Here is a 17,557-nt window from a genome sequence, read left to right as displayed (position 1 = left end):
GCGGACGACAATATAGAACTCGTTCTAATTTGCAACCTGTTCTAGTTTCGCGTCCGGGCGCGGTCTCGTCCGGGAACGGAGGGGTGGGCTATATTCGGTCGGCAACCATTTGATGCCGCAGGGGCGCGTGTCGTTGTGGCACACGAGAAGTTTCACGCGGTGGCGATGATGTTCACGATGAATCAGGGGGGAGCCCGATGAGCAATACCTCGGTGGAAACCGAAGCGCTACGGGTGTTCGGTACCACGAACGCCGGGATCGGCACCGAAATCGCCGGTGTCGCCAATATCGATGCCCTGCGCAATATCGCCGCGCTGACGCCGGTGTTCGGTTTGATCGGCGCCGACTATCTGGCCATGTTCGCCGCCGCGCAGGTGCTGCAGACCCGCGATATCAACGATCTCGCGGCCAAATATCAGCACCTGTCCCAAGCGGCGTTCTCCTCCGCGCTCAACTACGACCTCACCGACGACGGCACCGCCGGCGCGCTCGGCGCGGCGGGGGGTGCGCTGTGAAACCGCTCGACAACGGCGCGGGCACCGCGGGACTCATCGCTCCGGAATTGCAGCATGCCGTTCCCGCCGCGCCCGCCGATATCCCCGCGACCGCGGCCCCGGCCACCGCACCGGACCCGGGTGCTGCCATCCAAGATATCCCGCTGGCGCAACTACCCGAGGGGGAATCGCCGGTCGAATCGCCGGAATTCATTCTCTCGCAGCGGGTTTCCGAAGACGGCCCCGCGCCGGCAGGCGTCCCGGGCGGGGCTCCGGGGCTTTCCGGGCTCGCCGGTGACCCGCCGGACGCTCAGGACATCCTTTCCGGCGCCGTCGACGACGTATCCGCTCAGGCAGATCATGTGCTGGGCGTCGTGAACCAGGCAGCGGCCCCCATGGTCGAGACGGCGCAGGGCCTCCTCGGCCAGGCGGCAACGGCTGCCGGTGTGGGCGCGCCCGCCGGTGCTGCCGCACCCGCCGCGGGCGTTCCCGCCGCAGCGGCCCCCGCACTACCGTCCGATCCGGTGGGCGCCCTGCTCAACGGCGCCGCGCTCCCGGCGCTGCCCGGGATCGATGTGCTGTTCGCACCCATTCGCGACCTGTTGAGCAGTTTCGGGACCGGGGTCATCGGCGCGCTCGACCCCACCGCCATCCTCAGCCAGGCATCCCAGGTCATCGAGGTGGCGATGGGCGTCGGCAAGAGCAGCCTGACCGCCATGGGGCAGTCGTGGGAGAGCGGGGCTGCCCAGACCGCCCAGACGGCCGGGCAGGAAGCCAACAATTCCGGCGTGCAGACCAGCCAGCGCGGTTTCGACATCTCGGCCATGACGCAGGCCGCGGCCGCGGTGGTGCAGCAGGGCAATGCGCAACTCAGCACCATTGCGGCCTCCTTCCTCACCCAGGCCACCGCCCTCGCGCCGGTGGTGATGACCCCGCCCGCGCAGACCGCGCTCATCGCCTCGGCCACCGAACATCTGGGCCAGGCCGTCACGGTTGCCAACATCACGCGCGGGGACCTCGCGGGCAAGACCGCGGAGCTGGGCGGTGTGGTGCAGCAGATGCTCGGCGTGGACGGTCAGCAGGCCGCGCAGGCCGCCCAGCAAGTGGCGCAGAGCGTCGGTGAACCGATGTTGCAGCAGGCGCAGAGCCTTGCCCAGGATCCGTCGGCGCTGGAGTCGGTACTGGGCTCGACCACTGGGGAACCGGCATCGACCACCGCGGCCGGACTGAGCACCGGTAGTCCCGGTATGCCGAGCGGTAGCCCGGGTTTGTCGACCGGCGGTGCGCCGGGCGGTACCCCGGGCCTGCCCGGAGCGCCGTCGGTGCCGGGGGTTCCCGGCGCAACCACTCCGCCGATCGGCACGGTGGTCCGGCCGGGCGCATTCCCCGCCGGTATGGCTCCCGCGGCCACCACCCCCGCGTCCAGTGGTTTCATGGGTGGCGGCGCGCCGGGTGCGGCCGGTCAGCGCAACAGCGACGAGGAACACGGTCGTACGGTCGAGTCCTACCGCAGCGCGACCGGCAACGACGACCTCACCGGTCCGTTGGGCGAATCGGCACCGGAGGTCATCGGTGCGGTCGATCCGGACGAGGACGCCGGCTACGACAGCCAGTTCTGATACCGGTTCAGCGCAGGCCCTGGGGATTGTCCAGATCCGCCGCGGAATAGGTATCGCAGGCCCGCACCGCACCGGTGCGATATCCGGCGAGAAACCACTTCTGTCGTTGTTCGCCCGCGCCGTGCGTCCATACCTCCGGGTTCACCCGGCCCTGCGCCGCCGCCTGGATCCGGTCGTCGCCGACTGCTGCCGCCGCTGACAGGGCGTCCCGGATATCGGCATCGCCGAGTGGTTGCAACAGGGGAGTGTCCGAGCCGGGCGCGGGTGTCCGGTCGGCGTAGTGTGCCCAGATGCCGGCGTAACAGTCGGCCTGTAACTCGGTGCGTACCGCCCCGGATTCCGGGCCCTGCGGATCCTGCTGGGCCCGGCCGATATCCCCGAGCAAGGTCTGGATGTGGTGGCCGAACTCGTGCGCGACCACATACTCCTGTGCCAACGGTCCGCCCGCGGCGCCGAAGCGGTCCACGAGTTCCTGGAAGAAGCCCACATCGAAGTACGCGGTGCGGTCGGCCGGGCAGTAGAACGGGCCGACCTCGCTGGTGGCATACCCGCAACCGGTGGCCACCGAGCCGGTGAACAGGCGCAACCCGGGTTGTTCGTAGGCGATACCGGTCTGTTCCGGCAGCTGCGTGCCCCACACGGCATCGAGGCTCTGGGCGGTGAGCACCACCCGGCAGTCCACATAGGTATTCGCGTCGGCGCCCGTCCGGCAGTGCTCGGGGGTTCCCGCGGTGACCTCGCGCTGCCCCGTGTCCTGGGCGCCGGTGAACCCGCCGAGCACCGACCCGGGGTCGCCACCCATCAACAGGGCGATGACCAGAACGATCAGTCCGCCGGCGCCCCCACCGAGGGCCAGCTTGCCGCCGCGGCCGGGGCCGCCACCGGAGGAAGCGCGGCCGGGGTCGATCTGCACGCGTTCGTTGAAGGTCATGCGAGCATCCCGTCTGAAAGTATTTGCTGCGACTTTGCTGGTGCTGGCAAATATATCCGTTTCAGTACACCGGCCGGGGCACACTACGATGGCAACCGCATCCGGTGGCCGTCCCGGTGTGCTCCGAACGTCGAAAGGAATCCCGTGCTGCGCACCCACTTGGCCGGTTCGTTGCGAGCCGAGCAGGCCGGTCAGACTGTGACCCTCGCCGGTTGGGTGGCGCGGCGGCGTGACCACGGTGGCGTGATCTTCATCGATCTGCGCGATGCCTCCGGGGTGGCGCAGGCGGTGTTCCGCGAAGGTCCGGCCGCCGAGCAGGCGCACCGGCTGCGGGCGGAGTATTGCGTACGGATCGTCGGTGTGGTCGAACAGCGTCCCGCGGGCAACGAGAACCCCGAACTGCCGACCGGCGCCGTCGAGGTGAACGTCAAGGAACTCGAGGTGCTCAACGAGAGTGCCCCGCTGCCGTTCCAGCTCGACGAGCAGCCCGGCGAGGAAGCCCGCCTCCGGTACCGCTACCTCGACCTGCGCCGCGAGGCTCCGGCCCATGCCATCCGCCTGCGGTCGAAGGTGAACGCCGCTGCGCGCGCGGTCTTGGCCCGGCACGAATTCGTCGAGGTGGAAACCCCGACGCTGACCCGTTCGACGCCGGAGGGCGCCCGCGACTTCCTGGTACCGGCGCGTCTGCAGCCCGGTAGTTTCTACGCACTGCCGCAGAGCCCGCAGCTGTTCAAACAGCTGCTCATGGTGGGCGGTATCGAACGCTATTTCCAGATTGCGCGCTGCTACCGCGACGAGGACTTCCGCGCCGACCGCCAGCCCGAATTCACCCAGCTCGACCTCGAGATGAGCTTCGTGCGTCAGGAGGATGTCATCTTGCTGGCCGAGGACATCCTGGTGGCGCTGTGGGAACTCATCGGCTACCGGATTCCGACCCCCATCCCGCATATGACCTACGCCGAAGCGATGCGCCGGTTCGGCAGCGATAAACCGGATCTGCGCTTCGGGGTGGAGATCACCGAATGCACCGAATACTTCGCCGAGACACCGTTCCGGGTGTTCCAGGCCCCCTATGTCGGTGCCGTCGTCATGCCCGGCGGTGCGAGCCAGCCGCGGCGCCAGCTCGACGCCTGGCAGGATTGGGCCAAACAACGTGGTGCCAAAGGTCTGGCGTATGTGCTGATCGGTGAAGACGGCACGCTCGGCGGCCCGGTCGCCAAGAACCTCAGCGAGGCCGAACGGGAGGGACTGGCCGCGCATGTGGGCGCCCAGCCGGGGGACTGTGTGTTCTTCGCGGCCGGACCGGCCAAGGCGCAGCGTGCCCTGCTCGGTGCGGCGCGGTCGGAGATCGCGCAGCGGGTCGGGTTGATCGACGAGAACGCGTGGTCGTTCGTCTGGATCGTGGACGCCCCGCTGTTCGAACCGGCCGCCGACGCCACCGCCAGCGGCGATGTGGCGCTGGGCCATTCGTCGTGGACGGCGGTGCACCACGCCTTCACCTCGCCGAAACCGGAATCGATCGACACCTTCGACACCGACCCCGGCTCCGCCCTCGCCTACGCCTACGACATCGTCTGCAACGGTAACGAGATCGGCGGCGGCAGTATCCGCATCCACCGCAAGGATGTGCAGGAACGGGTTTTCCAGGTGATGGGCATCAGTGAGGCCGAGGCACAGGAGAAATTCGGCTTCCTGCTGGACGCCTTCGCCTTCGGTGCCCCGCCGCACGGTGGTATCGCCTTCGGCTGGGACCGGATCGTCGCGCTGCTCGCCGGACTCGACTCGATCCGCGAGGTCATCGCCTTCCCCAAGACCGGCGGTGGCGTGGATCCGCTCACCGACGCGCCTGCGCCCATCACCGCGCAGCAGCGTAAAGAAGCAGGATTGGATGCCCGGCCGCAGGACAAGAACAAGGCCGAGACCAACGGTGCGGCCGGGGCCGCGGTCACCGAGGCCGGAGCCGGCTAGAGCAACGGACCCGATACCCGGCCGCTGATGTCATCGACTGGCGGCCGGGTGCGTACCGGCGGTGGCGGACCCGTTTCCGGTTCGCTCCGGCCAGGAGTATCGGTACGGGCGTTCGGCGTTCGACTCCTCGAACGCCGAACGATATTCCGCCGGTCCGGCGCCGGTGTTCTGTGGAAGACGGCGTACGTCAGACGGGTGCGACCGGGCCGCCGGTGAGCGTGCGATATGCGTAGGTCACCGCGATCGCCGCCACCGGACCGGCCACCAGCAGCCCGAAACCACAGGCGAGCAGGCCGAGGCCGGCCACCACGACGACGGTCAGTACCAGCAGGAACACCCGCCACGGATCGCGCAGTGCCAGCAGGAAACTGGATTTGATCGCTTCGACCGGTGTCTGACCCTGATCGATGGCGAAATGCAGCGAGAACATACAGCCGATACCGACCAGCATTCCGGGAATCAAGCACAGCGCGGAGGCCAGAGTCGTTGCCAGAAAGGCCAGCAGCGCGGTCAGGAATGCGTTGCCCGAGTTGCCGATATAGAAATAGGAACCGAAACCGGGCCGGTACCCGTCGGTTTCATAGAGCGCGCCTCGTACGAGGGCGGCCTGGAGCGCCCAGAGACCGGCCATGACAACGGCGAACAGCACCAGCAGAGCGGTCGCCGACCGGGGTTCGGTGATCCGGGCCACCAGGTAGAACAGCAGATAGATGATGAAGCCGAGCGAGGTCGCCGCGACCCAGGGTCCTGGATTGCGACGGAACTTCTCGAGGCCGTAACTGAGCGCGTGCCCGATATCGAGCCGGCCGGGGACTCCCGTGCCGAGCGCCTGGTAGCCGTAGACCTGCGATTCCGGCCCGGGGCCCGTGCCGGGAGGCCCGTAGACGGGTTGGCCGGCGGCCGGATCGGGAATGGTGCCGTCCGGCGCGGGCCGGCCGGTGGTGGCGAGCGGTTCGGGCCCATCGGTGACCGTGCGCGCGGCGGGGTCGGTACCCGGCCCCGCCGTGGTGACGGGTTTCTCCATCCTGGGCGGATCGCTCCGGCCCGGGTCGTGGACCACACCTCCGGGGAAATCGCCTGTTCGCGAGGCGTCCGCGGCCGGGCCACCGGGCGTCGGGGGCCGGGTTTCACCGGGCGTGGGCCGCCTGCCTGCCGTGTCCGGGGCACCGGGGGAGTCGGGGGCGGAACTCGGTGTGTCGGTCACGCTGGCATACCTTTCGGCTCAAATGGTTTCCGGTGTGGCGCACAGCAGTTCAGATCGAGAAAACCCGACCTGCGAAGCGCTGTCAAGCAGGCCGCAGATACACCGGGGAACACGTCTGACACGCCGGGCGACACGGAAAGGTTGTTCAACCGCTCGCTAGAAGTGACCGAATGCGAGTAACTTGAGATGCGATGACTGCACTACTGGCCGAACGAGCCACCGAAGTCGTATCCGCAGCACAGCAGTTGCTCACAAAGCGAATGGGTGCTCCGGTGAAGCTGAGCGATCCCGCCGAACTCAGCGGCAGCGGACGGACCACCGTCCTACGGGTCCGGGTCGCCGAGAACGCGTTCTCCCTACCACGCACCCTGATCGTCAAGCAGGTGCGCGGCGCCGTCGCGGACCCCAAGAACGTGACGATCATGCCGGGGGTCGCCAGCGTCGATTCGGCCTTCCTCCGGGAAGCGGTGTCCTACCAGTTCACCACCGCGCTGAGCCGGGGCGAACGCCCGGGCGCGTACCTCATCGCGCACAGTCTGCCCGACCGATTGCTCGTGCTGAGCGATCTGGGGGAGAACACCAAACTCACCGATGTGCTGCGCAGCGGCGCCGAACCGGCCGCCCAGAACGCGATGATGGCATTCGCGCAGGCGCTCGGCCGGATGCATGCCGCCACGGTCGGACGGGAACTCGATTTCGTCGCACTGCTCCGCCGGGTCGACGTACTGCACCGGGTGGACGGCATAGCCCAGCAGGCCGAGGCCGCCGTCACGGAGGTACCCGCCCTGCTGCGGCGCGAACTCGGCATCGACGTGCCCGACGAGGTGGCCGACCAGGTCGCCCACGGGGCCCGGCTGTTCGGCGGCGGGCGGTTCCGGGCGTTCAGCCCCTCGGACCTGTGCCCCGACAATGTGATCATCAACGACGAGGGCGCCCGCATCCTCGACTACGAATGGGGCGGTTTCCGTGACGCCACCCTCGATATCGCGTACGCGCTGGTGTCCTTCCCCGGCTGTCTGTGCGATATCGAACTGTCCCGCGAACTGGCCGATCAGATGGTGGAGGCATGGCGGGCCGAGGTGGTCGGCGTATGGCCGGCTCTCGCCGATGACGACCTGCTGGCCGAGAAGATCCTCGAGGCGCGGCTGATCTGGGTCTGGCTGAGCACGTACTGGTTCCTGCCCGCGGACCACACCCGGATCGCGGCCGCCCGCGAACACGGGCTGTCGGTGCCGCGATCGGATGCCCTGCTCAACCGGTGGGCCGGGCTGGCCGAGGACGCGCGGTGCCTCGGCAACGACGCGGTCGGCGATTTTGCCGAAGGTGTGTGCGCGCTGCTCGACGAACATCTCAGCTGAGGTAGGGGTCGGTGCAGGCGAAGCCGCAGTTTCAGCGTGGAGTGGGGCCTGTTTACGCTGCTTGCGAGTAGACGGTCTGTAAGGGACGGGCTGTGTTTATCGCCGGCCGCTCCGTGGGTCTGTCTCGAAGGGGACTCACTCGCTCTGGTCGTGGCTGTCGCCCGCAAGAGGGCCGTGACGCGGGTCCAGGACGGTCCGGCGAGTCCACGTGGGGACGGGGGTCGGGGGCGGACGGTACGGTCGCAGCCATGAGTGCGTCAGGCCGGGAAGCGGTAGCGAAAGGTCACCACGGTAGTTCTCTCCGGCCCACAGAAGGCGCGGCATGAGCGACGGGCTGTTCGATATGCCCGGTGCGGGGCCGGATGCACCGGGCTTTGCCGGGCAGGATCAGGCTGTTCGGGTCGGTGATACCCGCGCACCGTTGGCGGTGCGGATGCGGCCCGCCTCCCTCGACGAGGTCGTCGGGCAGCAGCATCTGCTCGGGGCCGGCTCACCGCTGCGCCGCCTCGTCGAAGGGTCGGGTGCGGCGTCGGTTCTGCTCTATGGGCCGCCGGGAACGGGGAAGACCACGCTGGCCTCGCTGATCTCCCATGCCACCGGGCGCCGGTTCGAGGCGCTGTCCGCGTTGTCGGCGGGAGTCAAAGAGGTGCGGGCGGTGATCGATGTGGCCCGGCGGCGGCTCACCGCCGGGGAGCAGACCGTGCTGTTCATCGACGAGGTGCACCGGTTCTCCAAAACGCAGCAGGACGCGCTGCTGGCCGCGGTCGAGAACCGGATCGTGCTGCTGGTGGGCGCGACCACGGAGAACCCGTCGTTCTCCGTGGTGGCCCCACTGCTGTCCCGGTCGCTGGTGCTGCAGTTGCAGTCGCTGACGGCCGACGATATCCGCACCGTGCTCACCCGCGCCCTCGCCGATCCCCGCGGGCTGGACGAGCAGTTCACCGTTACCGACGAGGCGATCGACCATATCGTGCGGATCGCCGGCGGGGACGCCCGTCGCGCGCTCACCGCCCTGGAGGCCTCCGCGGAATCCTCGCTCGACGGCCGGATCGACCTCGACCTGGTCGCCGCCAGCGTGGACAAGGCGGCCGTCCGTTACGACCGGGCCGGTGACCAGCATTACGACGTGATCAGCGCGTTCATCAAATCCATTCGCGGCTCGGACGTGGATGCCGCCCTGCACTACCTCGCCCGGATGCTGACCGCGGGGGAGGATCCGCGTTTCATCGCCCGCCGGCTGATGATCCACGCCAGCGAAGATATCGGGATGGCGGACCCCAGCGCGTTGCAGACCGCGACGGCCGCGGCGCAGGTGGTGCAGCTGGTCGGGTTGCCGGAGGCCCGGCTGGCACTGGCTCAGGCCACCATCCATCTCGCCACGGCCCCGAAATCGGGTGCCGTGGTGGCCGCGATCGGCGCGGCCATGGCCGATGTGACAGCCGGTAAGGCGGGTGCGGTGCCGCCGCATCTGCGCGACGGCCACTACTCCGGTGCGGCGGCGCTCGGTAATGCCCGGGGATACCGGTACCCGCACGACGACCCGGACGGTGTGCTCGCCCAGCAGTACCCGCCGGATGAGCTGGTCGGTGTGGATTACTACCACCCGACCGACCACGGCAACGAGCGGGCGGTCGGTCCCCGGGTGAGTACCCTGCGCAGGATAGTACGTGGCCTGCGGAGCCGGGACGGACGCGGCAGAGGGTAGGCGCCGACCGCGGCGACGTCGTGATCCTCGCCGATCTCGAAGGGGCCGCCGGTGCCTCGGGTCTCGCCGGAGCAGAATGGTCGCGGGCGGCAGGCTGTCCACCGAAGGCACCGGACAGGCCGCGTTCGACCGGTGCGGTGCGGCTAACCCGGCTCGGTGATAATTCGCGTGCACCGTCCCGGTAGGCTGGATATCTGTGCAGACCCACGAGATCAGACGGCGATTCCTGGACCATTTCGTTCGTGCCGGGCATACGGAGGTGCCCAGTGCATCGCTGATTCTCGACGACCCGAACCTGCTGTTCGTGAACGCGGGCATGGTGCAGTTCAAACCGTACTTCCTCGGTCAGCAGACGCCGCCCTACCCGCGTGCGACCAGTGTGCAGAAATGTGTGCGCACCGGTGATATCGAAGAAGTCGGCGTCACCACCCGGCACAACACCTTCTTCCAGATGGCCGGCAATTTCTCGTTCGGCGATTACTTCAAGGAAGACGCCATCCGCTTCGCGTGGGAACTGATCACCAGGTCCCAGGAGGACGGTGGTTACGGGTTCGATCCCGAACGGATCTGGGTCACCGCCTACGAGGCCGATCCGGAAGCCGCCGAGCTGTGGCGCAAGGTGGCCGGCATTCCCGAGGAACGGATCCAGTTCCGCGACGGCAAGGACAACTACTGGGATATGGGAGTGCCCGGTCCCGGTGGGCCTTGCTCCGAGATCTATTACGACCGCGGACCCGAGTACGGCCGCGACGGCGGACCGGTCGCCGACGAGGACCGCTATCTGGAGATCTGGAACTTGGTCTTCATGCAGGACGTCCGCGGCGAGGACAGCCCCAAACTGGGGTATCCGCCGGTGGGTGTGCTGCCGAAGAAGAACATCGACACCGGGATGGGTATCGAGCGCATCGCACTGCTGCTGCAGGGTGTCGACAATGTCTACGAAACCGATCTGCTGCGCCCCATCATCGACAAGGCCCAAGAACTCACCGGCCGGTCCTACGGTGTCGAACACGCCGACGATGTGCGCTTCCGGGTCATCGCCGACCATGCGCGCACGTCCGCGATGCTGATCGCCGACGGCGTCAATCCGGGCAACGACGGGCGCGGATATGTGCTGCGGCGGCTGCTGCGCCGGATCGTGCGCTCGGCCCGGCTGCTGGGTGCCGAGCAACCGGTGATGAGCCAGTTCATGCAGGTCGTGAGCGAGCTGATGGCGCCGTCCTATCCCGAGCTGTCCACCGATTTCGCGCGGATCGAAACGGTCGCGGTCGGGGAGGAGACCGCTTTCCGTAAGACGCTGGCCACCGGATCGCGGCTTTTCGACGAAACCGTCGAGGAAGTCAAGGCGGCCACCCCGGCCGGTAAGACCGGCAGGATCTCCGGAGCCGACGCCTTCACCCTGCACGACACCTACGGTTTCCCGATCGACCTGACGCTCGAGATGGCGTCCGAAGCCGGCCTGTCCGTGGACGAGGCGGGTTTCCGGTCGCTGATGGCCGAGCAGCGGCAGCGGGCCAAGGAGGACGCGCACGCCCGTAAGCATGCCCACGCCGACCTTTCCGTCTACAAGGAACTGGTCGACCGGGGCGATACCGAGTTCACCGGTTTCGACGAACTGACCTCCGAGGCGCGAGTGCTCGCGCTCATCGGCGACGGCGTCCGGGTGCCGACCGCGGTCGCCGGTACCGATATCGAGGTGATCCTGGACCGCAGCCCGCTCTACGCCGAATCGGGCGGTCAGATCGCCGATCGCGGCACGATCACCACCGCCGGTACCAAGCTCACCGTCAACGATGTGCAGAAGATCGCGAAGAAGCTCTGGGTGCACCGGTGCACGGTGGAACAGGGACAGATCACCGAGGGCGATGTGGTGCTCGCCCAGGTGGATCCCGGTTGGCGGCGCGGTGCCACCCAAGGACATTCCGGAACGCATATGGTGCACGCCGCGTTGCGGCAGGTCCTCGGTCCCAATGCGGTGCAGGCGGGTTCGATGAACAAGCCCGGGTATCTGCGGTTCGATTTCAACTGGCAGGGCCAGCTCTCCGAACAGCAGAAGGCCGATATCGAAGCGGTGTCCAACGACGGTGTCGGCGCCGACTATCCGGTGAACACCTTCGTCACCGATCTGCCGAAGGCTCGCGAAATGGGTGCGCTGGCCCTGTTCGGCGAGAACTACGGTGACCGTGTGCGGGTAGTGGAGATGGGCGGACCGTTCTCCATGGAGCTGTGCGGTGGCACCCATGTGGGCCATTCCTCCCAGATCGGCCCGATCACCCTGCTCGGGGAGTCGTCGGTGGGTTCGGGGGTGCGCCGCGTGGAGGCGTTCGTCGGGCTGGATTCGTACCGGCATCTGGCGAAGGAGCGGGCGCTGCTGGCCGGTGTCGCGTCCATGTTGAAAGTGCCTTCCGACGAAGTTCCGGGACGGGTGGAGCAGCTCGTGGATCGGCTGAAGGTCGCCGAGAAGGAGCTCGAGCGGACCAAGGTGGCGGCGGTGTTGTCCTCAGCGGGCTCGTACGCCGACGCCGCGCAACGGATCGGGGATGTGCTGCTGGTGGCGGCGGCCGCCCCGGAGGGCGTCGCGGCCGGGGATCTGCGCACCCTGGCGGCCGATATCCGCGGCCGGCTGGGCTCCACGCCCGCCATCGTGGTGTTGCTCGGAAATAACGAGGGCAAGGTGCCGTTCGTCGTCACCGTGAACAAGGCAGCCCAGGATGAGGGTTTCGCCGCCGGTGCGCTGGTCGGTGTCTTCGGCCCGAGCATCTCCGGCCGCGGCGGCGGTAAGCCCGAGATGGCCCAGGGCGCGGGGTCGGACCCGTCGGGTATCGAGGCGGGCCTGGCGGCGGTCCGGGACCATATCGGCACACACGCCGGCTGATGGCGGCTGGTTCCGGCGCGGATATCCCGGTCGACCGGCCGCACCCCGATGCCGACCCGGGCCGCGGCCGCCGGCTCGGCATCGACGTGGGCAGCGTTCGGATCGGGGTGGCGGCCAGTGACCCCGGCGGTGTGCTGGCCACTCCGGTGGAGACGGTGCCCCGGGCCGGTGCGCCCGGCCGCCGGTCCGGACGCAATACGACAGGTGCCGCCGCGCCCGGTGCGCGCGGGAAGCCGGCCGTCGGCGCGGATATCGCGCGGATCGCCGAGATCGCGGCGGAATACGAGGCGGTGGAGATCATCGTCGGGTTGCCGCGCACGCTACGCGGCGAAAGCGGCACCGCGGCACGGCTGGCCGTAGAGTTCGCCGGAAGATTGCGCGACGCGCTGCCCGAAGTGCCGATCCGCCTTTCCGACGAACGTTTGACTACGGTGTCTGCTGCACGCGCTCTGCGGGACAGCGGTGTCCGAGCACGCGGACAGCGGCAGGTGATCGATCAGGCGGCTGCTGTTTCGATCCTGCAGAGCTGGTTGGACGAACGGAGTTCGATGATGAGGTCGGCCGAGGACGCGGAACGGACCGCGTTGTTCGGAGACGATGAATGACGGATCGGTGGGCGCAGGCAGAGGCGCGGTTCCGGCAGCGTGAGGCCGAGCGGCGATACCGCCGCGACGACAAGGCCTGGGAGCGGTCCCGCCGGGCGGCCGCCACGCCCGTAGCCGACGACCCCGAATGGGATGCCGAGCCGGATACCGGCTGGGACCCGTACGAGGACGACGACACCACAGTCATCCCCCGCTACGTCGACGAGGACGAGTACATCGACGACGAGGACGAGGACGACGAGCCCGAGCCGCGACCGCGCACCCGCTCCCGGCCGGTACCTCGCCGCGGGGGCCGAGCCGCCGCCCGGCGGGCCCGGGAGAAACAGAGCGGGGGCCGCAAGAAGCTGCTCTGGGCGGCCGCCGCGGTGGTGCTCGTGCTGATTCTCGGCGCCGGCGTGTACAAGCTCGTCAACCGCTACACCCCGCCGGAGGATTTCCCCGGGCCGGGTGGCGCGCCGGTGGTGGTTCACGTGGCGGCCGGCGATACGGCCACCGAGATAGCCGCCACCATGGAAGAAGCCGGTGTGGTGGCCAGCTCGGCAGCGTTCTACGAGGCAGCCGTACAGAACGAGAGCATGAGTTCGGTACAGCCCGGCTACTACGCCATTCCGGAGCGCAGCCCCGGTCGGGATGCCGTCGCGGCATTGGTGGCGCCGGAAACCCGAGTGGGCAGCCTGGTCATCTCGGAGGGCCGGCAGTTGCACGATCAGCACGATGTGAACACCGGCGCCCGCAAGGAAGGCATCTACACCAAGATCGCCGCCGCCAGTTGTGTCGGCGACGGCCCCGAACGCCGGTGTATCACCTACGAACAACTCGAAGAGGCCGGCGCCGGTACCGATCTGGCCGCCCTCGGCGTGCCGGAATGGGCTATGGATGCAGTCCGGCAGGTGCCGGACCGGCGGCGTCAGCTCGAGGGGCTGATCGCCGCGGGCAGCTGGGATTTCGATCCGACCGGGTCCGCCCAGGAGATCCTGCGGAAACTGGTCAGCGAAAGCGCGGCGAGCTACGAGTCCACCGGGTTGCTCGAATCCGGGGCAGCCAACGGGTTGAGTCCCTACGAAACGCTCATCGGGGCTTCCCTGGTGGAACGCGAAGCCTTGCCCCAGGACATGAGCAAGGTGGCCCGGGTGATCGTGAACCGGCTCGATATCGGCCAGCCGCTGCAGTTCGATTCCACGGTCAACTACGCCCTGGACAAAACCGAGGTCGCCACCACCGACGCCGATCGCGCGCAGACCACCCCGTGGAACACCTACGCCATGGCCGGGCTGCCCGCCACCCCGATCTCCGCTCCCTCGATCCAGGCGTTGGAGGCGATGGAGAAGCCCGAGCCGGGTGACTGGCTGTATTTCGTCACGGTCGACAAGGAAGGTACGACGCTGTTCACCGAGAGTTACGGCGAGCATCTGCAGAACATCGAATTGGCATTGGAAAGCGGGATTCTCGACAGTGGGCGCTGAATCGGGTGGCAGGCCCGGATCGACGGGGCCTTCCGGGACTGCGGAGGGCTCCGGCAGCACGGCCGACTCCGGATCGGCGGCGCGGTCAGTATCGACCGGCGGTCCACGGCGGGCGGCCGTACTCGGCAGCCCCATCACCCATTCCCGCTCTCCACAGCTGCACCTGGCCGCCTATCGGGCGCTCGGCCTGGACTGGTCCTACGACCGGATCGAATGCACCGCGGCCGAACTGCCACGGCTGATGGACGGACTCGGACCCGAATGGGTCGGCCTATCGGTGACCATGCCGGGTAAGGAGGCCGCGCTCGCCTATGCCGGCGAACGCACCGAACGTGCGATGCTCGTCGGCTCGGCCAATACCCTCGTGCGGACCGAATCCGGTTGGCGGGCGGACTGTACCGACGTGGACGGTGTACTGGGTGCGTTGCGCGGCGGTGGGGTGACCGAGTTGACCGAAGCGGTAGTACTCGGCGCCGGCGGGACCGCCCGGCCGGCGCTGCTGGCGCTGACCGGACTGGGCGCGCGACGGGTCACGATCGTGGCGCGCGACGCCGGCCGGGCCGCCGGTGCGCGCGAACTCGCCACGCAACTCGGCGCGGATTCCGAGGTCATCGGCTTCGACGCGCCCGAGCTGGCGGGGCGCTGCGCGGCGGCCGGGGCGGTGGTCAGCACTGTCCCGTATCAGGCGGCAGCCGGTATCGCCGGCGCGGTGGCGGCGGCGCCGGTGGTGCTCGATGCCCTCTACAACCCGTGGCCGACCCCGCTCGCGGAAGCGGTGGCGGCGGCGGGTCATACCGTGGTCGGCGGCCTGCAGATGTTGCTCGAACAGGCCTACGGACAGGTCGAGCAGTTCACCGGGAAACCCGCTCCGCGGGCGGCGATGGCGGCCGCGGTATCCGACCTGGGCTGATCGCCCGGTTCGCCACCGTATGCCATCGATATTCTGTAACCGGTTCTAGTTTACGGTGAAGAGCGTTATGGTGATCGGCATGACTGCGTGGTTGTTGCGGGCACTGGCGCTCGGTGGGCTGGCCGTCGTGCTCCGGGTACTCCTCGGATTCGCGATGGGGTTCGTCCCGACCTACGGGGTGTGGCTGCGGCTGCTCTGCCTGGTGGTGTTGATCGGTGCCGCGGTCGCGTGGGGCCTGGTGGACGGCCGGGCGGACCGGCGGGCCAACACCGATCCGGAACGCGGCGCCGATCTGACCATTCTGTGGCTGCAGGCCGCGGTGGCCGGCGGTATCGGTTGCGGCCTCGTGTCCTGGCTGCTGGATTTCGTACCGCGGGTCGATCTCGGCGACGCCGGACTGCTCTTCGAGGCGACTGCCGCCTCCGCGTTCATCGTGCTGCTGATCTTCGTCCCGGCGCTCATCGGTGTGGCCGTGGGCCGGCGGCAGGCACGCCGGGAGCAGGGCCGTCCGGCCGATACCGCCGGACTCCGGCCCGCCGGTTCCGCCGCCTGAGACCGGCCTGCCGGCGACGGACCCCGGCCTCACCGGCAATCGCCGTTTCTCCGCGATGTGCCGGTGAGCCGAATCTCGTAGTCAGTCGCCCGGGTGCGCTCGCCCGTATGCCGGCGGGCCACTCGGCCACCGGTACGGTGCGGCTGCGCGCCGTGCGGATTGTCCGGTGCTCGGCTGATACGGCTGTTAACCGTGCCGAGACGGCTGCTGGCAACTGCGTCCCTACGGCCGGGCCGGCGATGAGCCATACGGTCGGTAGGGGCCCACCGGGTTGCACCGATGGCGGCCATCGCCACGCGAACACCGCACCGAGCAACCTCAGGACAGCTCCGCCGGTTTCCATGGAAGGCGAGTACGGCCTGCCTGCGATGCCGGCAGGCAGGCCGTCGAACGGGGGTTGGCTGCCGACTGCCTCGCCGCACTCGCTCCGCTCACAGCAGGATTGCGCCGCCACCACTGGAGCCCGCCCCGGCCACCGCCGAGTACGCGGCAGCGAGCAGCGCGGGGTCCGGGCCTTCCAGCCGCCCCGGCTTGGCCAGCCCGTCCAGCACGACGAACCGCAGCACGCCGGAGCGGGTCTTCTTATCGGTCTGCATACCCTCCAGTAGTTGCGGCAGGGCATCGGGATCGTAGGTGGTGGGCAGGCCCACGCTTTCCAGAATGCTGCGATGCCGGTCGGCGGTGGCATCGTCGAGGCGACCGGCCAAGCGACCCAATTCGGCGGCGAACACCAGCCCCACTGCGACCGCCGCACCATGGCGCCAGCGGTAGCGTTCCCGGCGCTCGATGGCATGACCGAGGGTGTGGCCGTAGTTGAGGATTTCCCGCAGCGCCGATTCCGTGAGATCGGCGGCCACTACATCGGCTTTGACCGCGACAGCGCGCCGGATCAGTTCCGGCAGCACATCGCCGGCCGGATCGAGCGCGGCCTCCGGGTCCTGCTCGATCAGGTCCAGGATCACCGGATCGGCGATGAAACCGGCCTTGATGATCTCGGCCATCCCGGCCACGATCTCGTTGCGCGGGACGGTTTCCAGCGTCACCAGATCGACCAGCACCGCCGACGGTTCATGGAAGCAGCCCACCAAGTTCTTCCCGGCCTCGGTATTGATCCCGGTCTTACCGCCCACTGCCGCGTCCACCATCGCCAGCAGGGTGGTGGGCACATGCACGATCTTCACCCCGCGCATCCAGGTCGCCGCGACGAAGCCCGCGAGGTCGGTGGCCGCACCACCGCCGAGACTGACCACCACATCGCTGCGGGTCAGGCCGATCCGGCCCAGTACCTCCCAGCAGAAGCCGGCGACTGCGAGTTCCTTACCGGCCTCCGCGTCGGGAATCTCGATCCGGTGCGCGTCTACCCCGGCCTCGGCCAGCGTCGTGCGCACCACCTCCGCGGTTTCGACCAGTGAGGGCTGATGGAAGAGAGCGACGGTGCGCACACCACCGGAACCGGTCACGGCCTCGACGAGATCACCGAGCAAACCGCGGCCGATGATCACCGGATAGGGCTGTGCGGTGCGGACCTCGATACGCGTCGGTTCTGTCACCTGGGCTGCTCCGTTTCTGTCTTTGCCTGTTCGGTCCGGGTCTGCTCGGCCTGTTCACGTTGTTGTCTGCGGGCCCGCGCGCGCCGGGCCCGGGCCCGGCGGGACCGGCCGGGTGTGCGCAGGCCGGGGGCGGTGGGTTCGGTTCGCCGGTCCGCCGGTGCGCCCGGCTTCTCACCTTCGGCCGCCGCTGCCCGGCCGGCATCGTTGTTCGCTCCGGTGTCCGCGGTAGCGGCGTCGACCGGGGCTGCCCCGGCTGACTTCTGCTGCGCGGCTGCCGCCCGCCGAGCGCGTGCCCGGGCGCGACGCCGTGCCCGGGAGCGGC

The 17,557-nt window shown here is 68.8% G+C and carries 13 protein-coding genes; 10 read left to right on the top strand and 3 right to left on the bottom strand.

From position 1 onward, the window contains the following. Nucleotides 1-197: 197 nt before the first annotated feature. Together IU448_RS06240 and IU448_RS06235 are read left to right on the top strand one after the other, a co-directional pair. The gene (locus IU448_RS06240) at nt 198-515 is read left to right on the top strand and encodes a type VII secretion target (RefSeq protein ID WP_195054476.1); all 318 of its coding nucleotides are present in this window, start codon (nt 198-200) and stop codon (nt 513-515) included. Beyond that, complete coding sequence (locus IU448_RS06235; protein WP_195054475.1) at nt 512-2,113, top strand: hypothetical protein; 1,602 nt, start codon at nt 512-514, stop codon at nt 2,111-2,113. The genes IU448_RS06240 and IU448_RS06235 overlap by 4 nt, the downstream gene beginning before the upstream one ends. A 7-nt stretch (nt 2,114-2,120) precedes the next feature. Here IU448_RS06235 and IU448_RS06230 read toward each other — a convergent pair whose 3' ends face one another. After that, nucleotides 2,121-3,044 carry a neutral zinc metallopeptidase gene (locus IU448_RS06230; protein WP_195054474.1) on the bottom strand — a complete coding sequence of 308 codons (924 nt, stop codon included), beginning with the start codon at nt 3,042-3,044 and terminating at the stop codon, nt 2,121-2,123. 144 nt (nt 3,045-3,188) lie between these two features. On the opposite strand from IU448_RS06230, the gene aspS reads away from it, so the two are divergent. Beyond that, a complete protein-coding gene (aspS, locus tag IU448_RS06225) occupies nt 3,189-5,012 on the top strand; it encodes an aspartate--tRNA ligase (RefSeq protein ID WP_195054473.1) in 1,824 nt (607 codons plus the stop codon). A 187-nt stretch (nt 5,013-5,199) separates the two neighbouring features. On the opposite strand, the gene IU448_RS06220 is transcribed toward aspS, so the two are convergent. Beyond that, the gene (locus tag IU448_RS06220) at nt 5,200-6,216 is read right to left on the bottom strand and encodes a hypothetical protein (protein WP_195054472.1); all 1,017 of its coding nucleotides are present in this window, start codon (nt 6,214-6,216) and stop codon (nt 5,200-5,202) included. A 191-nt stretch (nt 6,217-6,407) separates the two neighbouring features. On the opposite strand from IU448_RS06220, the gene IU448_RS06215 reads away from it, so the two are divergent. The 7 genes from IU448_RS06215 to IU448_RS06185 all read left to right on the top strand — a co-directional run bounded on the left by IU448_RS06215 (nt 6,408) and on the right by IU448_RS06185 (nt 15,685). Further along, nucleotides 6,408-7,574, top strand: a complete 1,167-nt coding sequence (locus tag IU448_RS06215; RefSeq protein WP_195054471.1) for a phosphotransferase family protein — start codon at nt 6,408-6,410, stop codon at nt 7,572-7,574. 322 nt (nt 7,575-7,896) lie between these two features. Beyond that, nucleotides 7,897-9,279: a replication-associated recombination protein A gene (locus IU448_RS06210; protein WP_195054470.1), complete on the top strand. Its 1,383-nt coding sequence runs from the start codon at nt 7,897-7,899 to the stop codon at nt 9,277-9,279. 196 nt (nt 9,280-9,475) lie between these two features. Then, entirely contained in the window at nt 9,476-12,154 is a 2,679-nt protein-coding gene (gene alaS, locus IU448_RS06205; protein WP_195054469.1) for an alanine--tRNA ligase, read from the top strand. Beyond that, entirely contained in the window at nt 12,154-12,759 is a 606-nt protein-coding gene (ruvX, locus tag IU448_RS06200) for a Holliday junction resolvase RuvX (RefSeq protein ID WP_195054468.1), read from the top strand. The genes alaS and ruvX overlap by 1 nt, the downstream gene beginning before the upstream one ends. Next, nucleotides 12,756-14,222 carry an endolytic transglycosylase MltG gene (locus IU448_RS06195; RefSeq protein ID WP_195054467.1) on the top strand — a complete coding sequence of 489 codons (1,467 nt, stop codon included), beginning with the start codon at nt 12,756-12,758 and terminating at the stop codon, nt 14,220-14,222. Before ruvX ends, IU448_RS06195 begins: the two co-directional genes overlap by 4 nt. Continuing rightward, nucleotides 14,212-15,132: a shikimate dehydrogenase gene (locus IU448_RS06190; protein ID WP_195054466.1), complete on the top strand. Its 921-nt coding sequence runs from the start codon at nt 14,212-14,214 to the stop codon at nt 15,130-15,132. The genes IU448_RS06195 and IU448_RS06190 overlap by 11 nt, the downstream gene beginning before the upstream one ends. 79 nt (nt 15,133-15,211) lie before the next feature. After that, nucleotides 15,212-15,685 (top strand): B-4DMT family transporter, encoded by a 474-nt coding sequence (locus IU448_RS06185; RefSeq protein WP_228812039.1) that lies wholly within the window; start codon nt 15,212-15,214, stop codon nt 15,683-15,685. Between the two features lie 431 nt (nt 15,686-16,116). Here IU448_RS06185 and aroB read toward each other — a convergent pair whose 3' ends face one another. Continuing rightward, nucleotides 16,117-17,235: a 3-dehydroquinate synthase gene (gene aroB, locus IU448_RS06180; RefSeq protein ID WP_195054465.1), complete on the bottom strand. Its 1,119-nt coding sequence runs from the start codon at nt 17,233-17,235 to the stop codon at nt 16,117-16,119. Nucleotides 17,236-17,557: the final 322 nt, after the last annotated feature.

This window comes from Nocardia flavorosea, assembly GCF_015477805.1.
Classification (GTDB): Bacteria; Actinomycetota; Actinomycetes; order Mycobacteriales; family Mycobacteriaceae; genus Nocardia; species Nocardia flavorosea_A.
This window is presented reverse-complemented; position numbering and strand designations above follow the sequence as displayed.